17 protein-coding genes and 1 other RNA gene are annotated in these 20160 nt (G+C 43.2%); 2 read left to right on the top strand and 16 right to left on the bottom strand.

Features of this window, described 5'->3' with window-relative positions; genetic code table 11:
• Nucleotides 1-80: 80 nt before the first annotated feature.
• The 16 genes from ftsZ to rsmI all read right to left on the bottom strand — a co-directional run bounded on the left by ftsZ (nt 81) and on the right by rsmI (nt 17928).
• Nucleotides 81-1304 carry a cell division protein FtsZ gene (ftsZ, locus tag EES38_RS11660; RefSeq protein WP_124937373.1) on the bottom strand — a complete coding sequence of 408 codons (1224 nt, stop codon included), beginning with the start codon at nt 1302-1304 and terminating at the stop codon, nt 81-83.
• Between the two features lie 30 nt (nt 1305-1334).
• Entirely contained in the window at nt 1335-2597 is a 1263-nt protein-coding gene (gene ftsA, locus EES38_RS11655) for a cell division protein FtsA (RefSeq protein ID WP_124937372.1), read from the bottom strand.
• Complete coding sequence (locus EES38_RS11650) at nt 2578-3354, bottom strand: cell division protein FtsQ/DivIB (protein ID WP_124937496.1); 777 nt, start codon at nt 3352-3354, stop codon at nt 2578-2580. The genes ftsA and EES38_RS11650 overlap by 20 nt, the downstream gene beginning before the upstream one ends.
• A 190-nt stretch (nt 3355-3544) precedes the next feature.
• Entirely contained in the window at nt 3545-5005 is a 1461-nt protein-coding gene (gene murC / locus EES38_RS11645) for a UDP-N-acetylmuramate--L-alanine ligase (RefSeq protein WP_124937371.1), read from the bottom strand.
• A gap of 2 nt (nt 5006-5007) precedes the next feature.
• Entirely contained in the window at nt 5008-6081 is a 1074-nt protein-coding gene (gene murG / locus EES38_RS11640; protein WP_124937370.1) for an undecaprenyldiphospho-muramoylpentapeptide beta-N-acetylglucosaminyltransferase, read from the bottom strand.
• Nucleotides 6068-7267 carry a cell division protein FtsW gene (ftsW, locus tag EES38_RS11635; RefSeq protein ID WP_124937369.1) on the bottom strand — a complete coding sequence of 400 codons (1200 nt, stop codon included), beginning with the start codon at nt 7265-7267 and terminating at the stop codon, nt 6068-6070. Before ftsW ends, murG begins: the two co-directional genes overlap by 14 nt.
• Nucleotides 7268-7280: 13 nt before the next feature.
• On the bottom strand, nt 7281-8603 hold the full coding sequence (gene murD / locus EES38_RS11630) for a UDP-N-acetylmuramoyl-L-alanine--D-glutamate ligase (RefSeq protein WP_124937368.1): 1323 nt from the start codon (nt 8601-8603) through the stop codon (nt 7281-7283).
• Between the two features lie 25 nt (nt 8604-8628).
• Complete coding sequence (gene mraY / locus EES38_RS11625; protein ID WP_124937367.1) at nt 8629-9711, bottom strand: phospho-N-acetylmuramoyl-pentapeptide-transferase; 1083 nt, start codon at nt 9709-9711, stop codon at nt 8629-8631.
• Nucleotides 9708-11075: a UDP-N-acetylmuramoyl-tripeptide--D-alanyl-D-alanine ligase gene (locus EES38_RS11620; protein ID WP_124937366.1), complete on the bottom strand. Its 1368-nt coding sequence runs from the start codon at nt 11073-11075 to the stop codon at nt 9708-9710. The genes mraY and EES38_RS11620 overlap by 4 nt, the downstream gene beginning before the upstream one ends.
• A complete protein-coding gene (murE, locus tag EES38_RS11615) occupies nt 11072-12565 on the bottom strand; it encodes a UDP-N-acetylmuramoyl-L-alanyl-D-glutamate--2,6-diaminopimelate ligase (RefSeq protein WP_124937365.1) in 1494 nt (497 codons plus the stop codon). The genes EES38_RS11620 and murE overlap by 4 nt, the downstream gene beginning before the upstream one ends.
• A gap of 15 nt (nt 12566-12580) precedes the next feature.
• Complete coding sequence (locus EES38_RS11610) at nt 12581-14308, bottom strand: penicillin-binding transpeptidase domain-containing protein (protein ID WP_124937364.1); 1728 nt, start codon at nt 14306-14308, stop codon at nt 12581-12583.
• Entirely contained in the window at nt 14305-14628 is a 324-nt protein-coding gene (gene ftsL, locus EES38_RS11605) for a cell division protein FtsL (protein ID WP_124937363.1), read from the bottom strand. The genes EES38_RS11610 and ftsL overlap by 4 nt, the downstream gene beginning before the upstream one ends.
• Complete coding sequence (rsmH, locus tag EES38_RS11600; protein WP_124937362.1) at nt 14628-15578, bottom strand: 16S rRNA (cytosine(1402)-N(4))-methyltransferase RsmH; 951 nt, start codon at nt 15576-15578, stop codon at nt 14628-14630. Before rsmH ends, ftsL begins: the two co-directional genes overlap by 1 nt.
• 186 nt (nt 15579-15764) lie before the next feature.
• On the bottom strand, nt 15765-16436 hold the full coding sequence (locus EES38_RS11595; protein WP_124937361.1) for a hypothetical protein: 672 nt from the start codon (nt 16434-16436) through the stop codon (nt 15765-15767).
• A 149-nt stretch (nt 16437-16585) separates the two neighbouring features.
• Nucleotides 16586-16977, bottom strand: an RNA gene (gene rnpB, locus EES38_RS11590) — RNase P RNA component class A.
• Between the two features lie 87 nt (nt 16978-17064).
• Complete coding sequence (rsmI, locus tag EES38_RS11585) at nt 17065-17928, bottom strand: 16S rRNA (cytidine(1402)-2'-O)-methyltransferase (RefSeq protein ID WP_124937360.1); 864 nt, start codon at nt 17926-17928, stop codon at nt 17065-17067.
• Between the two features lie 67 nt (nt 17929-17995).
• Here rsmI and EES38_RS11580 point away from each other — a divergent pair, with 67 nt between their 5' ends.
• Nucleotides 17996-19801, top strand: coding sequence for a penicillin-binding protein activator (locus EES38_RS11580; RefSeq protein WP_124937359.1), 1806 nt, complete (start codon nt 17996-17998; stop codon nt 19799-19801).
• Nucleotides 19788-20159 (top strand): YraN family protein, encoded by a 372-nt coding sequence (locus EES38_RS11575; protein ID WP_124937358.1) that lies wholly within the window; start codon nt 19788-19790, stop codon nt 20157-20159. The genes EES38_RS11580 and EES38_RS11575 overlap by 14 nt, the downstream gene beginning before the upstream one ends.
• Nucleotide 20160: the final 1 nt, after the last annotated feature.

Here is a 20160-nt window from a genome sequence, read left to right as displayed (position 1 = left end):
AGTGCTACAAACGCCACCATAATTAATATGGTACGCGAATGTTATCATAAATTTGAACTCAGTCAAATTATGAACATTTTTTAATCAGCCTGACGACGTAAGAAAGCAGGAATATCTAGATAACCACTTTCTTTTTCCTTCGGCGCAGTATTCTGACTGCCACTCTGAGTGCTTTGAGAAGAACCACTTACCGAATCAGGCTGAGTTTTTGACTCTACCTTAGATGCATGCATATTTGGTGCCGGTTTTTCTTCCACTTTTGCAGCAGGTTGACTTACAGGTGCCTGAGGTGCTACCGATTGAGTCTGCTGTTTTCCACCAGCGACCAATGTAATATCCGGTTTTCTCTCGTTGCCAATACCTGTAGCGACAACTGTTACTCGAATCTCATCCGCCATATCAGGATCCAATGACGTACCGATAACAACAGTCGCGTTATCTGATGCAAATGCCTTAACGGTATTACCCACGGTTTCAAATTCATCCAGACGCATGTCCAGACCGGCTGTAATATTTACAAGCACACCGCGAGCTCCAGCTAGATCGATATCTTCAAGAAGAGGGCTAGAAATTGCCATCTCTGCCGCTTCTTCTGCACGATCTTCGCCGTTTGCCACACCGCTACCCATCATTGCATGACCCATTTCAGACATCACAGTTCTTACGTCTGCAAAGTCGACGTTGATCATGCCTGGGCGAGTAATCAGTTCGGCAATACCCTGCACTGCATTTTTTAGTACATCATTCGCGCTGGCAAAAGCTTCAAGCAACGTGATACCACGGCCTAATACTTTCAATAGCTTCTCATTTGGAATAGTAATCAACGAGTCGACATGTTTAGATAACTCATCGATACCTTGTTCAGCGAATGCCAAACGTTTTTTCCCTTCGAAGCTAAATGGTTTAGTTACAACAGCAACAGTAAGAACACCCAGTTCTTTTGCTACTTCGGCAATAACCGGAGCTGCACCTGTTCCTGTACCACCACCCATACCAGCAGCGATAAACACCATATCGGCGCCTTCGAGAACTTCTTTAATTCTATCTTTATCTTCTAGAGCTGCATCACGTCCAACTTGTGGGTTAGCACCGGCGCCTAGACCTTTAGTGATATCACCGCCAATTTGAATAACGGTACTCACATTACTTTTTCTTAATGCCTGGGCATCTGTATTGACGCTAATGAATTCCACACCTTCGATGGACTCACGCACCATGTGTTCTACGGCATTACCACCGCCGCCGCCAACTCCAACGACCTTAATTACTGCATCATCAGACATTTCCATCATCGGTTCAAACATGTGTTTTCTCCGTTTTCCCTGCAACTCAGGTTAAAACTCTTTTTGTATCCAATTACGCAAACGGCCAAAGAAACTAGTTACTGACTGCCTTTTCGGCTCATTATAATCAGTATCGTCATTTATTTGGCTATCTTTCGCGTAATGAAGTAAACCAACTGCCGTAGATTGATACGGCTCTTTTACGTAATCAGTAAGACCACTAACGTTGAGTGGTTTACCAACTCTAACTTGATTACGGAACACGCGTTCGGCACATTCCACTAATCCTTCAATTTGTGCTGCACCACCAGTAAGTACAACACCAGCCGCGAGGTGATGCTTAATTCCCTCAGCTCTTAATTTTTCCTGTACGGAATCAATTGTCTGGTTTACCAGCCCCATTAACTCAGTGTAGCGGGGTTCAATAACTTCCGACAGTGTTTGACGCTGTAAACTTCTTGATGGACGGCCACCTACACTAGGTACATTAACCGTATCATCTTTACTGACTAATTCGCTTAAAGCACAACCAAACTTCACTTTAATTTCTTCAGCATCACTGATTGGCGTGCCAAACGCAAATGCAATGTCACTGGTTACGGCATTACCGGCATAAGAGAAGACTTCTGTGTGCCTTAACGCACCGCCAGTCCATATCGCTATATCCATCGTACCAGCGCCGATATCGACCACGCAAACACCAAGTTCACGTTCATCTTCTGTAATAACTGCATTACTTGCAGCCAAACCAGAGTAAACCAGTTGTTCAACTTTAAGTCCGCAACGTTCTACGGCCTTTATAATATTTCTAGCCATATCATTATGGCAAGAAATAAGGTGAACACTGACCTCCATTCTCACGCCTGACAATCCAAGAGGGTTCTTAATCCCTTCCTGATAGTCAATTGTAAACTCCTGGGGGATCACATGAAGAATGCGTTGTTCATCACCGATTTTAATAGATTTCGCCGTATGTATTGCGCGATCCATGTCTTCTTGTGACACTTCTTCATCAGAAACAGTTCCCATACCCTTTTCAATTCGGCTGGCAATATGACGGCCTGAGATCGATAAGAACACATTTGAAATCTGACACTCAGCCATGAGTTCTGCTTGATCTATCGCTCGTTGAACTGACTTAACGACCGACTCGAGATCGTTAACACCGCCTTTATCCATACCACGAGATGGGCTTGTACCAGCACCAATAATATTGATTTGGCCATCAGGAAGTAATTCGCCGACAAGAGCGGATACCGTTGCGGTACCTACATCTAGACCAACAATAATGTTGTCATCGGTCATTTTTGTCATTTGTACTCTCTTGTTCTAATTCTTGATCTTGAAACCAACCAACTGCAGCACCCGTATCATACCGGAGATCCACATAACTAATTTTGTCGACCTTCTCGCCGAAGTAACGATATAGTTTGATGAAACGAGCTATTCGTTCATCAACAGAATCCTGACCTAACTCCAGTCGGATGCCGTTATTTAAAATTATTTGCCAAGCCCGACGTTCATTTAAAAGTAACGACGTTATATTTAGACCAAGCTTTAAAAATTCTGGATTATATTTCTTCCATGCATCTAAAACTTCAGGAGCAGAGTTCTCTGGTCCGTAGAGTTTAACGTGCTCACCTTTTACTAATCCTATATCACCATCGAAAACAGTTCCATGCTCATCTAGTAGCGCATTACCATTCCAAATGGCTTGAACTTGATGTTCAGTAAGAAACACTTTAATGGTATTTGGCCACTGCTTTCGAATAGCAGCGTGCTCTACCCACGGAATCGTTTTTACAACCTTTTGCAAGTCGTCAATATTCTGAGACATAAATGTCCCAACATGGTCTAAGTGACTCAAGGCTTTTTGTACATCAGTCGCAGTCACATATTGAAGGTTGCCCTGAAGAACTAATTTCGACAAAGGTAAGCGATGCTCATCCCACATCCAGCTTATCGCTGAATATACAATCGTGGAAATAAGCAAAATAACGACAAATAAAAACGTCGCACCACACATATGTCGACGTAAAAATGCAGACTCCGGCCACTGGCTTTTATTCATCACTTTAATCAAAGCCCACCGCCCTGCCATTACTTGTCAGTTTAAAACCGATATTCGAACACAATAGAAGCAAAAATAATCACTTTAACTAACGAATTATACTGAGGTAATAGAAAGTATCAAATAATGAAATATATAAATGTTTTGTTTATATCAAATTTCATCAGATATGATACATGCCATGCGTAATTCAGGCATTTTTCATCTTTTCAATATTTAATTCTAATGCTGCCAGTTGTCTCGCTACTTTGCCAACATCACCAGCCCCTTGAGTCAGAACAAGGTCACCATCTTGCAATACATTAGCTAAAACAGAGGGTAAGGCTTTGCTATCTGGAATAAAGATAGGGTCAATTTTGCCTCTTCCACGAATAGTTCTACATAATGAACGACCATCAGCTCCGGAGATGGGTTTCTCACCAGCCGGATAGACATCAAGCATAAGCAACACATCAACTTGTTCTAATACGTTGGCAAAATCATCGAAAAGATCGCGAGTTCGGCTATAACGGTGAGGTTGAAAAATCATGACCAGCCTCTTATCTGACCAACCATTTCTCGCCGCATTAATAGTCACTCCAACTTCGGTTGGGTGATGACCATAATCATCCACCAGCATCACATTACCATTGCCAGTATTAAACGCACCAAGATGATCGAAACGACGCCCAGTTCCCTGAGTATTCGCCATCGCATTTAATATCGCTGAATCGCTGACATCGTCTTCTGTCGCGACGGCAATCGCTGCTGCTGCATTCAACGCATTATGACGACCTGGAATATTAAGAGTAATGTTTAAATCCGCTTTATCTTTACGAACGACGGTAAATCGCCCTTTTTGGCCTTCCTGACGATAGTTCTCAATACGCACATCTGCATCATCAGAAAAACCGTACGTAATCACCTGCCTACTGATACGTGGAATAAGCTCACGAATTACAGGATCATCAATACATAAAATCGCCTGACCATAAAAAGGTAAGTTATGCAGAAAGTCGACAAACGTCTGTTTAAGCGTATTGAAGTCACCTGCGTACGTATCCATATGATCAGCTTCAATGTTTGTGACGATACTGACCATCGGTTGCAGATGAAGAAATGACGCATCACTCTCATCCGCTTCGGCGATTAAGATGCGACTCGAACCCAAGCGAGCATTGGTACCTGCACTTTTGACTAAGCCACCATTGACGAAGGTGGGATCTAATCCTGCCTCATTATAAATTTGGGTCACTAGTGCCGTCGTTGTTGTTTTACCATGCGTTCCAGCTACCGCAATACCGTGGCGAAAACGCATCAGTTCAGCCAACATTTCAGCTCTGCGCACAACGGGAATTCTCTTTTCCTTCGCCGCAACCAACTCTGGATTGTCTTGAGAAATAGCAGTGGACACCACAACGGCGCTTGCCTGCTCAATATTTGCTGCCTGATGACCAATATGAATACTCGCACCTAACTGAGATAAACGTTCAGTTACCGCATTCACTGCGATATCAGAGCCTGTAATTTGATAACCTTCATTGAGTAGAACTTCTGCGATTCCGCTCATACCTGCACCACCGATACCAACAAAGTGGATACATTTCACCCGGCGCATTTCAGGCACCATTGCACGAATCTGAGCTAAATCTTGCTTATGTTTAATTGTCATGGTTATTTCTCGTTTACAGTTATCGCTTCTATCGCATCAGCAACAATAATATCCGCATCCGTTTTAGCAACGGACTTTGCTTTTTCAGCCATATCAAGCAGTTTTGCTCTATCCAAGTTCAATATAGAGTCGGCTAACTTCTCAGCAGATAAATCCGGTTGTTCAATCATAAGCGCAGCACCAAGTTCAACTAAATGGTCGGCATTGAGCGCTTGCTGACGGTCCTTATGCATAAAAGGTACAAAAATAGCAGCCACACCAGCTGCGGAGACTTCTGATACCGTCAAAGCACCAGAGCGGCAAACCAATAAGTCTGCCCATTCATACGCTTGAGCAACATCATCAATAAAATCAGAGACCGTAATCTGGGCGTTTACGTTACACTCTTGATAAAGCTTTTCAACTTCACCGCTATTGCCTTTTCCTGCTTGATGAAAAACAGTGAAACCATCCCCCAGTTTTGCAAATGTTTGGGGTACAGTTTGATTGAGAACTCTGGCCCCCTGACTGCCACCCATAACAAGAATGCGGATTGGTCCTGAGCGATCCTTCATTCTATGACTCGGATCAGGCAGACTAGCTACATCACTTCTCACTGGGTTTCCAACCACAGGGGCGTTAGGAAAAGCACCAGTAAAGGCCTGGAAGACTTTCGAAGCTATCTTCGCTAACCAATGATTGGTTAACCCGGCCACGGCGTTCTGTTCATGAAGTACCACCGGAACACCGCTTAGCCAAGCGGCAATACCGCCAGGACCACTGACATATCCCCCCATGCCTAGTACGGCATCGGGTTGCCAACGCTTAAAATGTTTGCGAGCCTGAAGAATGGCACTGACAACCTGAAAAGGAGCTTTTATCAAGCGACCAATCCCCTGTCCTCGGATACCTTTGACCTGAATAAAGTCGATCTCAATGCCATGTTTAGGCACTAAGTCGGCTTCCATTCGATCTGCGGTTCCTAGCCAACGAATTTCCCATCCTCGGGACTGAAGTTGTTTTGCTACAGCCAAACCTGGAAATACATGACCTCCAGTGCCACCAGCCATAACGAAGAGTCTTTTATTTTTCGTCATCTTGTTCTTTATCTATTTTGTAACCAGCGTCCGCTAGTCGACATTCATAATCAATTCTTAACAATATGGATACCGCGACTGACATAATAATCAGACTCGAACCGCCGTAACTAATCAGCGGAAGCGTTAATCCTTTTGTAGGGACAATACCAGCTGCTGCTCCCACGTTGACCAAGGTTTGAAAAGCAAACCAAATACCAATACCAAAAGCTAAATAACCACCAAACGGCCTATCGTGAAGAAAGGCTTTTCGACCAATATATAATGCTTTTAATACCAAACAAAAAATAAGGGCCAAGACCGCTACGACACCCACAAATCCGAGCTCTTCAGCTAAAACAGCAAAGACAAAGTCCGTGTGTGCTTCAGGAAGATATTCTAATTTTTGAATCGAGTTTCCTAACCCCTGACCAAGCCACTGACCACGACCAAAGGCCATTAATGACTGAGTTAACTGGTAACCACTACCAAAAGGGTCTTCCCAGGGATCGAGAAATGAAGTAACACGGCGAATACGATAGGGTTCAGCTAAGATAAGTCCAATGACAGCCATGATACCAGTGACCATCAACGCAATGAACTGAGACAGTTTAGCTCCTGCAATAAACAGCATACCAAACAGAGTCACAAGCATTACAACCACTGTACCTAAATCCGGCTGAGACAGCAGTAATACAGCAAGTAAAGCAAAAACCATAATTGGCTTACCAAACCCGCCAAAAAATGTCTGCCTTACTTCATCTTGTTTACGCAGTAAGTAGCCCGACATATAAATGAACAACGATAGCTTAGCAACTTCTGCTGGTTGCAAGTTAAAAAGCCCCAGAGGAATCCACCTCGAAGCACCATTAACAGATCGTCCAACACCCAACACGATAATGAGTAGGACAACGGATACCGCGAGCATCAATGTGCTCATTTTCATCCATCTTTCCAACGGGACCTGAATCACGAAAGAAGAGACGATTAAAGCAAGCAAGAGGAACACTGCATGGCGATACATAAAATGGAAAGGTTCATTCGTCAGTCTGTAACTGATCGGGAACGAGGCCGATGTCACCATGACCAGGCCAATTAGCATCAAGCTTAACGATATCCAAACTAATTGGCGGTCAAAAAGAGCTTCAGGACTTGGCGTCATAAACCAGCGTTTAACAGATGATATTCTTCTGGTAACAGACAGCATTCCTTACCCTTTACTATGCGTATTGTTCAGCCAATTGGGCAAACACATCCCCTCTGGCCATAAAGTTTTTAAATTGATCCATACTTGCACATGCAGGAGACAGCATTACGATATCACCGGATTTAAGCCTAGGACGAATCGATTTAATGATATCTTCCATTGTTTCAAAATATTGAGCTGATGGGTGTAATGACAAAAACTGTTTACCATCGCGCCCAAAACAACACAATTCAACCTTCAACGTTTTTAAAATTGGCGCTAATGGGGAAAAATCAGCCCCTTTACCAATTCCCCCGACCAACAGATATAATGTGCCGGGATAGGTTAACCCTGCCAAAGCCGCCTGTGTGCTCGCGACATTTGTCGCCTTTGAGTCATTAATCCACAAGATGCCATTTTTATCCTCAACTAGTTGACAGCGATGTGTCAGACCTCGGTAAGATTTAAGCGCCTCAGAAATTGAATCAAAATCTACATCGATTTCATGCAGAAGAGCCAATACGGTTAATACGTTCGCAACATTATGCTTACCAACCAAGCTAAGCTGTGACGTTCTTAAGTAGGGCGTGCTATTGACGACTAACCATTCTTCATCATCGATATTTGATCGACAATAATCGGCGGAACTGTCAGTAATAGAAAAATCAACGATTTTACCTGAAAAATCATCAGGATGTGTCGCATTATCATCACGATTAATTACGGCTGTATCTGCATGTCGAAAGATTCGAAGCTTAGCCTGTCGATAAGACTCCATGGAATCATAACGATCCATGTGGTCTTCAGATAAATTAAGAAAAGCAGCAGCTTTTAAAGAGAGAGAGGATGTCGTTTCTAATTGGAAACTTGATAACTCAAGTACGTAAAGATCATGAGATTGATTAAGTAGCTCCAAAGCTGGAACGCCAATATTGCCACCCACCCCCACAGAAAGACCCGATGCCCTAGCAAGAACCCCTGTCAAATCAGTAACGGTACTTTTGCCATTTGAGCCTGTGATAGCAATCACTGGCTTATCAGCATGCCAGGCAAACAGTTCTATATCACCAACAACAGGAATATTCCGCTCAATTACAGATTGGATTTCAGGTGTCGCTAATGCTATCCCAGGGTTAACAACAACCAGATCAGCATTATGTAGCCAATCTTGCTGCCATCCCCCAGTAAAACACTCAACTTCAGATGGAACACTCTCCATACCTGGAGGGGACGGTCGGGTATCAATAACTTTAACAACGACATCAGAGTGATAGCGTTTTAAAAAATTTATAACAGAAAGACCTGTGACACCAAGTCCAACGACAACAACTTTATTGATACCTTGCCAGTGTTCCATTTAGTGACTACTCAAAAAGAAACGGTTAGCGAACTTTTAATGTCGCCAAACCAATTAAAACCAATACGATAGAAATAATCCAGAATCGCACGATTACCCTAGGCTCAGGCCAGCCTTTAAGTTCATAGTGATGATGAATCGGTGCCATGCGGAAAATTCGCTGACCTCTCAACTTATACGAACCAACCTGTAAAATAACGGAAAGAGTTTCCATAACAAAAACGCCACCCATTATAACCAATACGAATTCTTGTCTCACTAATACCGCGATCGTTCCTAAGGCACCACCGAGAGCAAGAGAACCCACATCGCCCATAAATACTTGTGCTGGATAGGTGTTAAACCAAAGGAAACCAAGACCAGCACCAACAATAGCTGTACAGACAACGACTAATTCAGAAGAATTGGCGATATACGGAATATGCAGATAATTAGCAAAGTTAACGTTACCTGTTGCCCATGCTATTACAGCAAAACCAGCGGAGACCAAAACCGTAGGCATAATCGCCAACCCGTCTAGCCCATCGGTTAAATTGACCGCATTACTGGTACCAACGATAACAAAATAAGTTAATACAACATAGAAGAGCCCAAGTTGCGGCATCACATCCTTAAAAAATGGCACCACTAACTGAGTCGCAGCAGTATCTTTGCCGTAAGCATACATAGCAAATGCAACTACTAAGGCGATTGCAGACTGCCAAAAATACTTCCAGCGAGCAATAAGCCCATCGGTATTCTTACGCACGACTTTACGGTAATCATCCACAAATCCAACAATACCGTACCCGGTAAGTACCGCTAATACAGCCCATACGTAAGGATTGGATAGATCGGTCCATAGCAGAACAGTAATGATGATCGCTGCAAGAATCATTACACCACCCATAGTAGGCGTGCCACGTTTACTAAAATGCGATTCAGGGCCGTCATTTCGGACAACCTGACCGATTTGTAATAGTTGTAGGCGGCGAATCAAAACCGGTCCCATCCATAGAGAAATCCCTAAGGCGGTTAAGATGCTGACAATGGCTCTAAATGATAAATATTCAAATAAGCGAAAAAATGAAAAATATGGCTGAAGGAGTTCTGCAAGCCAAATAATCATGAGTATTTCTCCCTAAGAGCAGCAACGACTTTACTCATTCCCGAGCTATTTGCTCCCTTAATCAGCAAAGTATGTTGTTGATCTTGTTCTTTCAGTAATTGCTGCTCAATGTATGTAATCATGTCATGATGGGTAGAAAAATGCTTACCGTGACACTCTTCACTGATTGCCCGAGCATCATCCCCATAGGTAAGAACATGATCGAAATTAAATGGTGATGCATGTTTACCGACTTGTCGATGAAGTTCAAGGCTTTCTTTACCTAACTCGGCCATATTACCTAAAACTAACCATCTTTTTGCAGAAAATCGGCTAAGTAAGTCAACAGCCGCTTTCATGGCAGGAACACTGGCGTTGTAACTATCATCAATCAGTCGAATATGGTCATTCAGTGACTCAACATCAACCCTTCCTTTCACTGAAGCCAGATGAGAGAGTCCCCAACAAATGTCTTCGTCAGTTGCACCCATTTCTTTGGTAATTAGAATAGCGGCAAGTGCATTACCCACATTATGCTCACCGGCAATATTGAGTTGCACATGCAATCTCTTGTCACCAGCTACAACATCAAAACTCGCCTGAGCTAATTCGTTAAGAGAGATATTCGCCGCGTGAATCGTTGCTTTTGGAGAATGAATTGAAAATGTTTTGACCTTTTTGTCTTTTAGTACATCTTGCCAAAACTCTCCGCCATTACTATCAAGGTTGACGATTGCAGTTTGACCGGTTCGTAGTCCTTGATAAATTTCACCTTTTGCTTTTTTCACTCCATCAATAGAGCCAAAACCTTCAAGATGCGCCGCTGCGACGTTATTCACTAATGCAATATTCGGTTTTACCAAGGCTGTTGTATAGGCAATTTCTCCAATATGGTTGGCGCCAAGCTCGATGATGGCATAGTCATCACTGGGTTTAGAACGAAATAAGGTTAGAGGAACACCTATGTCATTATTGAAATTACCGGCAGTAAACAAGACGTTGCCTTTGCAACTGAGGATTGAAGCAACCATCTCTTTGACGGTTGTCTTGCCACAACTGCCCGTAATTGCCACCGTCGGAGTCTGGCACTGATTGTGAACCCAAGAGGATAACAATCCCATCGCCCTCTTAGTATCTTCCACAACAACATGAGGAAGAACACTACTGATATGCGCATTTTTTTCTACGAGCGCGGCTTTTGCTCCGTGTTCAATAGCCCCAGATAAAAAATCATGCCCATCAAAACGTTCGCCCCGAAGGGCAATAAACAATGCGTTTTCTTCAAATTTTCTAGAGTCAGTTGAAACGGAAGAAATCGTAATATCCTCACCAACTAACTGCCCACCAGTCACTAATGCTATTCGGGATAGTGGAATTTGAATCATTGTTTTGCCTCCAGTAGCGTTTGTGCAGTTTCACGATCAGAATAATGAATCGTTTCAAGACCGATTACCTGATAGTCTTCGTGCCCTTTACCTGCCATCAAAATGATATCGTCAGCAGATGAGTGAGATAATGCGAACTCTAATGCAGAAAAGCGAGAATGAATAATTTGAACATTCTCAGGTTGTTTTAAGCCAGCTAGCATATCTTGAACAATCAATTCCGGCGTTTCTGTGCGCGGATTATCATCGGAGAAAATAACATTATCAGCCAGTCTTTCAGCGATTTGAGCCATCATTGGCCGTTTACCCGTATCACGGTCACCACCACATCCAAAGATAACCCATAGTTTTCCGTCACAATGCACTTTCAATGCCGAAAGCGCTTTATCCAGAGCATCAGGAGTATGGGCATAATCAACAACGACTTTCGCTTTTCCTTGTTGCGTAAATAATTCCATTCTCCCAAGAACGGGCTGTAAGAGATGGGAAGTATTGATAAGATCTTGCTTATTAAAACCAAGCGCCAGTAAAGTCGCCATGCTTAATAAAAGGTTTGACGCATTGAACTCACCGATAAGTGGTGCCGTTAACAACCCTTCCCCCCATAGACCGTCAAATGAAATATCAATCCCTTCGGTTGTGTATGAGATTTGGTTTGCCCATAAAGACGGTTTGTCAGCTTCCTCACTTGGATGAAGAGAAACAGATATGGCGGAAGACGGGAGTGAAGTGAGCCAACTCGCCCCTACGCTGTCATCAATGTTGATGATGGCGTGATCACAATGATGCTCAGTAAACAGACTTTTCTTGGCCAATGCGTACTCTTCCATCGTGCCATGATAATCGAGATGATCTCGGCTGAGATTAGTAAAGACGCCAGCTTTAAACGGAATCGCTTTTACCCGTCCCTGGGCGAGGCCGTGAGAAGATACCTCGATACTGGCAAATTCAGCCCCAAGACTACGATGACGAAACAAAGTAGCAGCGATATCAATCGGACTGCCTGTTGTATTCTTGGCAGCAATTAACTCGTTTAAAAAACCATTGCCCGTAGTTCCCATCACCGACGTTTTATGTTGAAGTAATTCAAGCCACTGCGCTATCAGTTGAGAGATGGTGGTTTTACCATTCGTCCCCGTGACACCAATGATGCTTAAATCATTTAGAGGATAAAGGCGTATCGCTAATTCAGATAAAACATCATTTAAACGCCAAAAAGCAATAACGGGAACGCCTTCAATGTAATCAATCATGCCGTGCAGAGTTGCGTCATCCGCTTGGGACAAAACAAGATTTGCTCCTTGCCTCACCGCACTAGAAATAAATTGCCTTCCATCTACCGAATGTCCATGTATGGCGATAAAGGTATCGTCTTTTCCGACTGTTCGGCTGTCTATTTTTAAGCTAGAAACAACCTTACCATTTACCCCTGCATCATCAAGGGTTAACCACGGAGATACTAGCTCCGCTAGTGATACACCAACATTCATTTTGTAGTCCCAATTTTATTTCTGGAATCGATTTTCATCTGGTGAAATATTAAGAGTCTGCAATGCTCCTTTCATAATCTTAGAAAAGACTGGAGCTGCAACTTGGCCACCATAATATTGGTCGCCTTGTGGCTCGTTGATCACCACGACTAATGCCAATCTAGGATCACTAATCGGCGCAACACCTGCAGTAAGTGCAACATATTCATCACTATATCCACCAGCTGTTGCCTTACGTGCTGTCCCGGTTTTAGCACCAACACGATAACCGGGTACTGCAGCGTGAATCGCAGAACCGCCAGGTTGCGTAACTGTTTCCAGATAATCCAAAACCTGACGTGCGTATTTCTTATCAGCCACTTGATGAGATAAATCCTCACCGTTACCTTCTATAATATGAATCGGCTGATATTTACCAAGATTTCCTAAGGTAGCGTAGGCATGAGCCAATTGGATAGGAGTAATAGACAACCCATAACCAAACGCCAGTGTCGCACGCTCAAAGTCGGACCATCGACGACGGTTTGGGAAAATACCCGATGTCTCTCCGACTAAGTTTAAGCCCGACATTTCACCCAGTCCCATAGACGTGTACATTCCCAACAAATCTTGTACTGGCATTCTTAGAGATAATTTAGAGACACCGATATTACTCGATTTCTGTAATATTTTTTGTAGGCTGGCTTTCCCAGCTGGAGACACATCACGAACCCAACTACCGCCAATGCGGAAAGTTCCGTTGCCCGTATCAATGATGGTATCTTTATCAGCCACACCATTTTCAAGAGACGCCAAGACAACAAAAGGCTTTACTGTCGAACCCGGCTCAATAGCGTCAGTAATAACCCGGTTTCTCATTTTGAAGCTTTTTAAATCAGAACGATTATTCGGGTTATAGGAAGGGGCATTTACCATCGCGAGAACGGCACCTGTTTTAACATCGAGTATTACCGCCGACGCCGACGTCGCTCTGTGATCCGCTGCCGCTTGTTTTACTGCTCGATAAGCTAAAGCCTGAAGCCTTTGGTCAATAGTAAGCTCAAGATTTTTACCTTCCTGACGCTTATCCAGAGAGATATTTTCTACAACTCGGCCGTAGCGATCTTTGCGGATAACCTGTTTACCAGGCTCGCCAGTCAACCATTTGTCATAGCTGCGTTCTACACCTTCGAGACCATGGCCATCAATACCTGTTACTCCAATAACATGAGCACTTACCTCGCCCGACGGATAGTAACGCTTTGATTCAGATTTAAGGCCAATACCGCTCAACTTTAATTCTCTGACGTATTTTGCCATTGGAGGATTCACCTGACGCTGCAAGTAAATAAATCGACGCTTCTCATTTTGCTTAATTTTGTTGATGAGTCCTTGTCGATCAAGTCCAAGGACGTCCGCAAGTGCATACCACCGCTTTACATCCTTCAACTCATTATTCTTAACGATCGTTTCAGGATCCGCATAAACGGCTTCAACCGGCACACTGACGGCCAAAGGCTCTCCATTGCGGTCGGAGATAATTCCACGTGCAGACTGCAGTGTTTTGGCTCGAACTGAACGTAAGTCGCCCTGGTGTATTAAGTTATCTGGCTGAATAATCTGAATAAATGCGACACGACCAACCAATGTACCAAAAGCGAGGAGAACAAAAAATAAAATGACATAAAACCGCCAGCGAATAAAGATGGTCGGCTCTTCGGCTTTTTTTACCGGTGTCTGCTTTGGGGGTTGAGACTTTTTCATGGTTGGGAAATTATCACTTCTTTATCCGCATCTGGACGCTTCATGTCCAAATCTTTTTTTGCTATATCCTCAACACGGCTATGATCTGACAGTGCTGTTTCCTCGATAAGCAGATTACGCCATTCATTATCAAGGCGATCTCTTTCCATCATTTCTTGTTCATTGGTTGAGATTGCCTGACGGGTCTGATGAGTTGCAAAAACAACCCCCATCGCACTAGCAAACAGCAAAATCATAAGCACGAGGGGAATTCTTCCAACTGTAATCAAATCCTTAGCGATTAATTTTGCCAGATTAGGATAGCGCGTCGATTCTGCCATCAGATTTTTTCCGCAATCCGCAGTACAGAACTTCTTGAACGTGGATTTAATTCAACTTCTTCCGCAGTCGGCTTAATGGCTTTGCTGACTAACGTCATTTTTGCACTACCTAACGCTTTAATTTGATCATTGGTGAGTGGTAAACCGTGTGGAACTTCAGGACCTTTACTTTCCTTACGCATGAAACGTTTAACCATACGATCTTCCAGAGAGTGGAAACTAATAACCGATAAGCGCCCTTGAGGAGCCAAAATATTCATCGCTCCTTTTAATGCAGTATCGATTTCCTCCAGCTCACTGTTGATGTATATGCGAAAGGCTTGGAATGATCGTGTCGCCGGATGTTTTTTCTCTTTGAAACTCTTTGGGGCTGCATCAGAAATTAATTTGGCTAATTGCCCTGTTCGGGTTAATGGCTCATTTTCTTCATTTTCACGATAGGCTACGATTGCTTTGGCAATACGCCTAGCATGTTTATCTTCCCCAAACTCTCTAATCACCCAGGTGATATCGTCCAAGTCTGCTTCCAATAGCCATTGCGATACCGGCATTCCAGAAGTCGGATCCATACGCATATCGAGGGGACCATCTTTCATGAAACTAAATCCACGACCCGCATCATCTAATTGTGGGGAAGAAACACCAAGGTCAAACAGTACTCCATCAACCTGACCAACTAAATCACGCTCTATCGCATACTGTTCAATACCAGAAAAGGGACCATGGATAATAGTAAAGCGGGGATCATCAATTTTCTTTGCTTCCTCGATTGCCTGAGGATCGCGGTCAATACTAAAAAGACGACCATTGGGTCCAAGCTTCGATAAGATGACTCGACTGTGTCCACCCCGACCAAAAGTACCATCAATATAGGTACCATCAGGTTTGATGGCTAAACCATCGATAGATTCATTCAAAAGTACTGAAATATGTTTGAAAGCTTGCGTCATCTTGTTCTCGTTGAACTCTTAAAGGCATGTCGATCGCCTATGGTATTAAAATGAAAGCATCAGAGCCAGCAATTCAGTTCCACAGAAGCAATTTTTCGCTAATTCTAAAGCTTTTCACTTAATAAAAGTCAATAAAAAGCAAAACCCGCAACCGTAAATGTCATAAAGAGATAAAGCTATCATCACTCAGTATTTTTGTAATATTTGCTGCTTATCCGCCATTAGTTTTTTAATCTGTCGGTCAATACTGTCGAGTTGCATTCGGTCGTAATCACTAATATCAGCGGAAGCAATACTCATAGCACATGCTCTAAGAGCTCTTGTCGTGTGATGAGTGAATCCTAAAAGGGATACGGTAAATGTTTCTAAAAACCCCCGGTTACTTCCTACAACTCGCACAACGACAAGTACGCCAGCCTTTGACTGAGCAATAAACTTGCGAATATTTGCAACATTTTTCTTATTGAGATGAACGTATCCTGCATGATCGGAATTCGTGAACCGTTGGGCCTTAAAATGAATGGGATCATGACCATCAACTTTAAAACCGATATCAATTAGGTTATCAGAACTACTGCTCATCACTTTTTTAATACGAAACGTAAGCATAAATTGATGCTCGTCCTGCTTTGAAATATCACAGCGAACACCAATTTGCATGAGAGGATTAGTGGTATTTTCCATGGTGGAATTGGATGGTGTTGTGTAGAGAATATCCGACCAACCATTAGCCATGTATCGAGTTACTCCACTAAATTTATCTATAACTCTTTCATTCCGCCAAGAGGAACTGTCACCAGGAGCCGCAATGCTCCCCAAAGGAATAGCTAATATAAAGATAAATGTAAGAACTCTCATCGTTATTCCGCACTGTCTTAACGATGAAATTATAGTCGTGCTGATGTATTCAATCGGAATTTTAATTCTTCAGAAATATAAATATGTGAACTGGGAACGAACAGAAAAACAACGGGGACCCTAATAAATTAGAGTCCCCGTATAGTAAGAGGTGGAGTCGACACATAAGCCGGGTTCTGTACCACTTACGTGGTGGTAGCCATTCCTCTAGGCCAGCAATCGCTCACTGGCTCAAGCAACCTACCCGCCTCCTTACGCGAGCAACGCAATGTGGAGGCCTATTTGGTCTTGCTCCGGGTGGAGTTTACCCTGCTACGAACTGTTGCCAGCCGCACGGTGCGCTCTTACCGCACCCTTTCACCCTTACCTGTACCCGAAGGCCATCGGCGGTCTTCTCTCTGCTGCACTTGTCGTAGGCTTGCGCCCCCCAGGCGTTACCTGGCACCCTGCTCTACGGAGCCCGGACTTTCCTCCCCCTTATCAGTCTCCCCGGCACAAGGCCAAGGGACATCAATAAGGCAGCGACTACCCAGTCAACTCCGCGGCGGATTGTATAGGGATTGTTACCCACTGTCTAGCAAACATGATAACAACGTCAATGAGTGGACAATAGTTAAGCAAATCAGCCTTACTCCAGGTTATCTAATCCCCATTTATACAAAGCATTTTTCTTTAAGTTATACAGTTCAGCGACAACTGCCGCCGCTTTTTTAAGCGGTAATGATTTCACCAAAATACCCAAAGCACGCAGGGCTTCCTGCGAGAATTCTTCTTCTCCACTGGAACGATAACCATGGATTAAAACGACCATTTCACCTTTACGACGATTTTCATCGGCTTCCATCCAAGGAATAAGATCGCCTAGTGGCATTCCCTGTATTGTTTCGAACGTTTTTGTCAGCTCACGAGCGATGACCACTTCCCGTTGACCGCCAAGAACATCTAACATATCTTCAAGTGATTGCATGATTCGATGTGGTGATTCATAAAAAATACAGGTTCTTTCAGCCTGTACAATTTCATTTAATTTGTCTTTACGAGCTTTGGTCTTAGGTGGGAAAAAACCTTCAAAACTGAATCGGTCAGAAGGAAGACCTGATGCACTCAATGCAGTAATTACCGCGCAAGCGCCTGGTAATGGAACAACTTTAACACCCGCCTGACGACATCTGTTTACAAGATGGTATCCTGGATCACTAATTAACGGAGTCCCTGCGTCAGAAACTAACGCAATGGATTGCCCAGACACGAGTCGTTCGACTAGAATGTCTGCTTTCTCCTGCTCGTTGTGGTCATGTAAAGCAAATGTTTTTGTTTGAATATTGAAGTGAGAAAGAAGCTTTCCCGTATGGCGGGTATCTTCAGCAGCAATCACGTCGACCGAGCTTAAAATATCCAAAGCTCTTTGAGTTATATCGCCTAAATTACCAATTGGAGTAGGCACGATATATAAGATCGAACTATCCTGCTGAAAAGTTTTATTATCTGTCATTTGTTTACCGTCACTTCAGAGATTATTATAGAGTCAATTTACCGGAAAAAGTTAACAGCTCAGTGCTATGAAAAATCAAATCAGACTAAGCGTAACACGCACATTAGCTCCTGTCGCTCTTGCGATGTCTATTGCCGCGTGTACATCAAACGCCCCATTAAGCAATACTGTCGATATTACTCAGGCACCTTCTTACAGTGTCCAATCTTACCTGGTCAAAGCAGACAGTAGTCAGGGCTCATTACAAAATGACTGGCTTATCATGGCGCTGAAAGCCGCAGTACAAAAAGGCGATGATGCTCAGGCGAATCTGTTATTAATGCGTTTAAGTAAAGCGTCTCTAAGCGATAGCCAAAATGCTGAATGGCAATTGGCAAAAGCCCATCTACTGATGTTAAGAGATCAGTACGAAACCGCGTTAAAACAGTTTAACTTTAAACCTTGGTGGAAATTATCCGACTCACAGTGGTTGGCATTCTATCAAACAAAAGCCCAGATCCATACGCAGTTAGGTAACTGGTATGACTCAGCAAAGGCGTTAGTTCATGCTTATGACCTAAGTCCTCGTGATGAAAAAGCCACATTAGCCAATCAGATTTGGGCCTCTCTCAACCATTATTCCGCAGATGAAATTACCGAGTTAGAACTCGACCCGAATAATGAAGTCCTTGATGGATGGGTCCAGCTAGCTATTTATGTAAAGACGCTTAATGGCAGTTTATCCCAGCTAAAGAATACGCTCACAAAATGGTTGGACGAAAATCCAAATCATCCAGCAGCGGTCTATCAACCGGAAGCCATCGCTTCTATCTTGTCACTTAAAGTGTCTGTTCCACAACATACGGCTTTATTGCTGCCTATTTCTGGAAAATTTTCCCAACAGGCTCAGTTGATCCGCGATGGTTTCATGTTTTCAATGATGAATGATGACTCACGAGATCCGAATGCGACATTGACTATCATTGATACCAATGGGAAGTCTTTGGATGCGATTGCCGATCAAATAGACAATTCAAATATCGATTTTGTCGTTGGTCCGTTAATCAAAGAGAACATCGTTGCACTTAAAGATATTGAGAAAAAACGAGGGCGATCTTTGCCAATGTTGGCACTGAATATCCCAGACCAAATCGATCCATCCAGTGACACTTGCTACTTTGCTCTCTCGCCAGAACAAGAAGCTAGTCAGGCAGCGAAACATTTGTTCAGAGAGGGGTTCCGTTACCCACTGATCCTTGTTCCTAATGGATCATTTGGTCAACGTGTATCATCAGCCTTTGATCAAGAGTGGTCTAAGTACAGTAAACATAAGGTCTCTGTCGCTAATTTTGGTGACAACAAACAGCTACAAAAAGACATTAATACCGTATTTGGATTGACTTCTAGCCAACAAAATATTGCTCAGATGCAATCCATTCTTGGACTAAAAATGGAATCGCAACCTCGCAGCCGTAGAGATATCGATGCCGTTTACATTGTTGCTAACAGCTCAGAATTGACACTGATTAAGCCATTTATTGAAGTAGCAATTAATCCAGATACAACACCACCGAAACTTTTCTCAAGCTCGCGCAGCAATACGGGGAAAAAGCTCTATGAAGATCTAAGCGGTGTGGCATACAGTGATATTCCTTTGTTGATAGAACCGAATGCCGATATTGCCAAGCAACTTAACGCTCTCTGGCCGAAAGAATCGTTTCCAGAGAAAAGGTTAAAAGCAATGGGAATGGACGCATATCAATTACTTAAGGAACTTCCCCAAATGAAAGCAGTCAAAGGTTATCAGTCGGATGGTGAAACCGGAAAACTGAGTATCGATGATAAATGTGTTGTCCAGCGAGAACTCAGCTGGGGAGAGCATGAAACTCTTTAGTTCCACCAAATCCATTGGTTCTAAATATGAAGATCTTGCTTCATCCTATTTAAAGAAATTTGGGATGAAGCTTGTCGAACAAAACTTTCACTGTCGAGGCGGAGAACTCGATTTGGTTATGTTAGATAATCAGGTGATTGTTTTTGTCGAAGTCAAATATCGAAAAAGCCAAGAGCATGGTCATGCAGCAGAAGCGGTAACACCCGCAAAACGCAAGAAATTGATAAAATCATCAACAGTTTGGCTCCTCAAACACGGCTATTCGTATTATGATACTGAATTTAGATTCGATGTTGTGGCAATACATGATGATGGCCAGCGCATCGAATGGTTTAAAAACGCAATTACTCAGGATTGAA

The organism is Vibrio viridaestus (assembly GCF_003856525.1).
GTDB lineage: Bacteria > Pseudomonadota > Gammaproteobacteria > Enterobacterales > Vibrionaceae > Vibrio > Vibrio viridaestus.
Note: the sequence above shows the minus strand (reverse complement) of the source record. Positions and strands in the feature narration are given on the sequence as shown.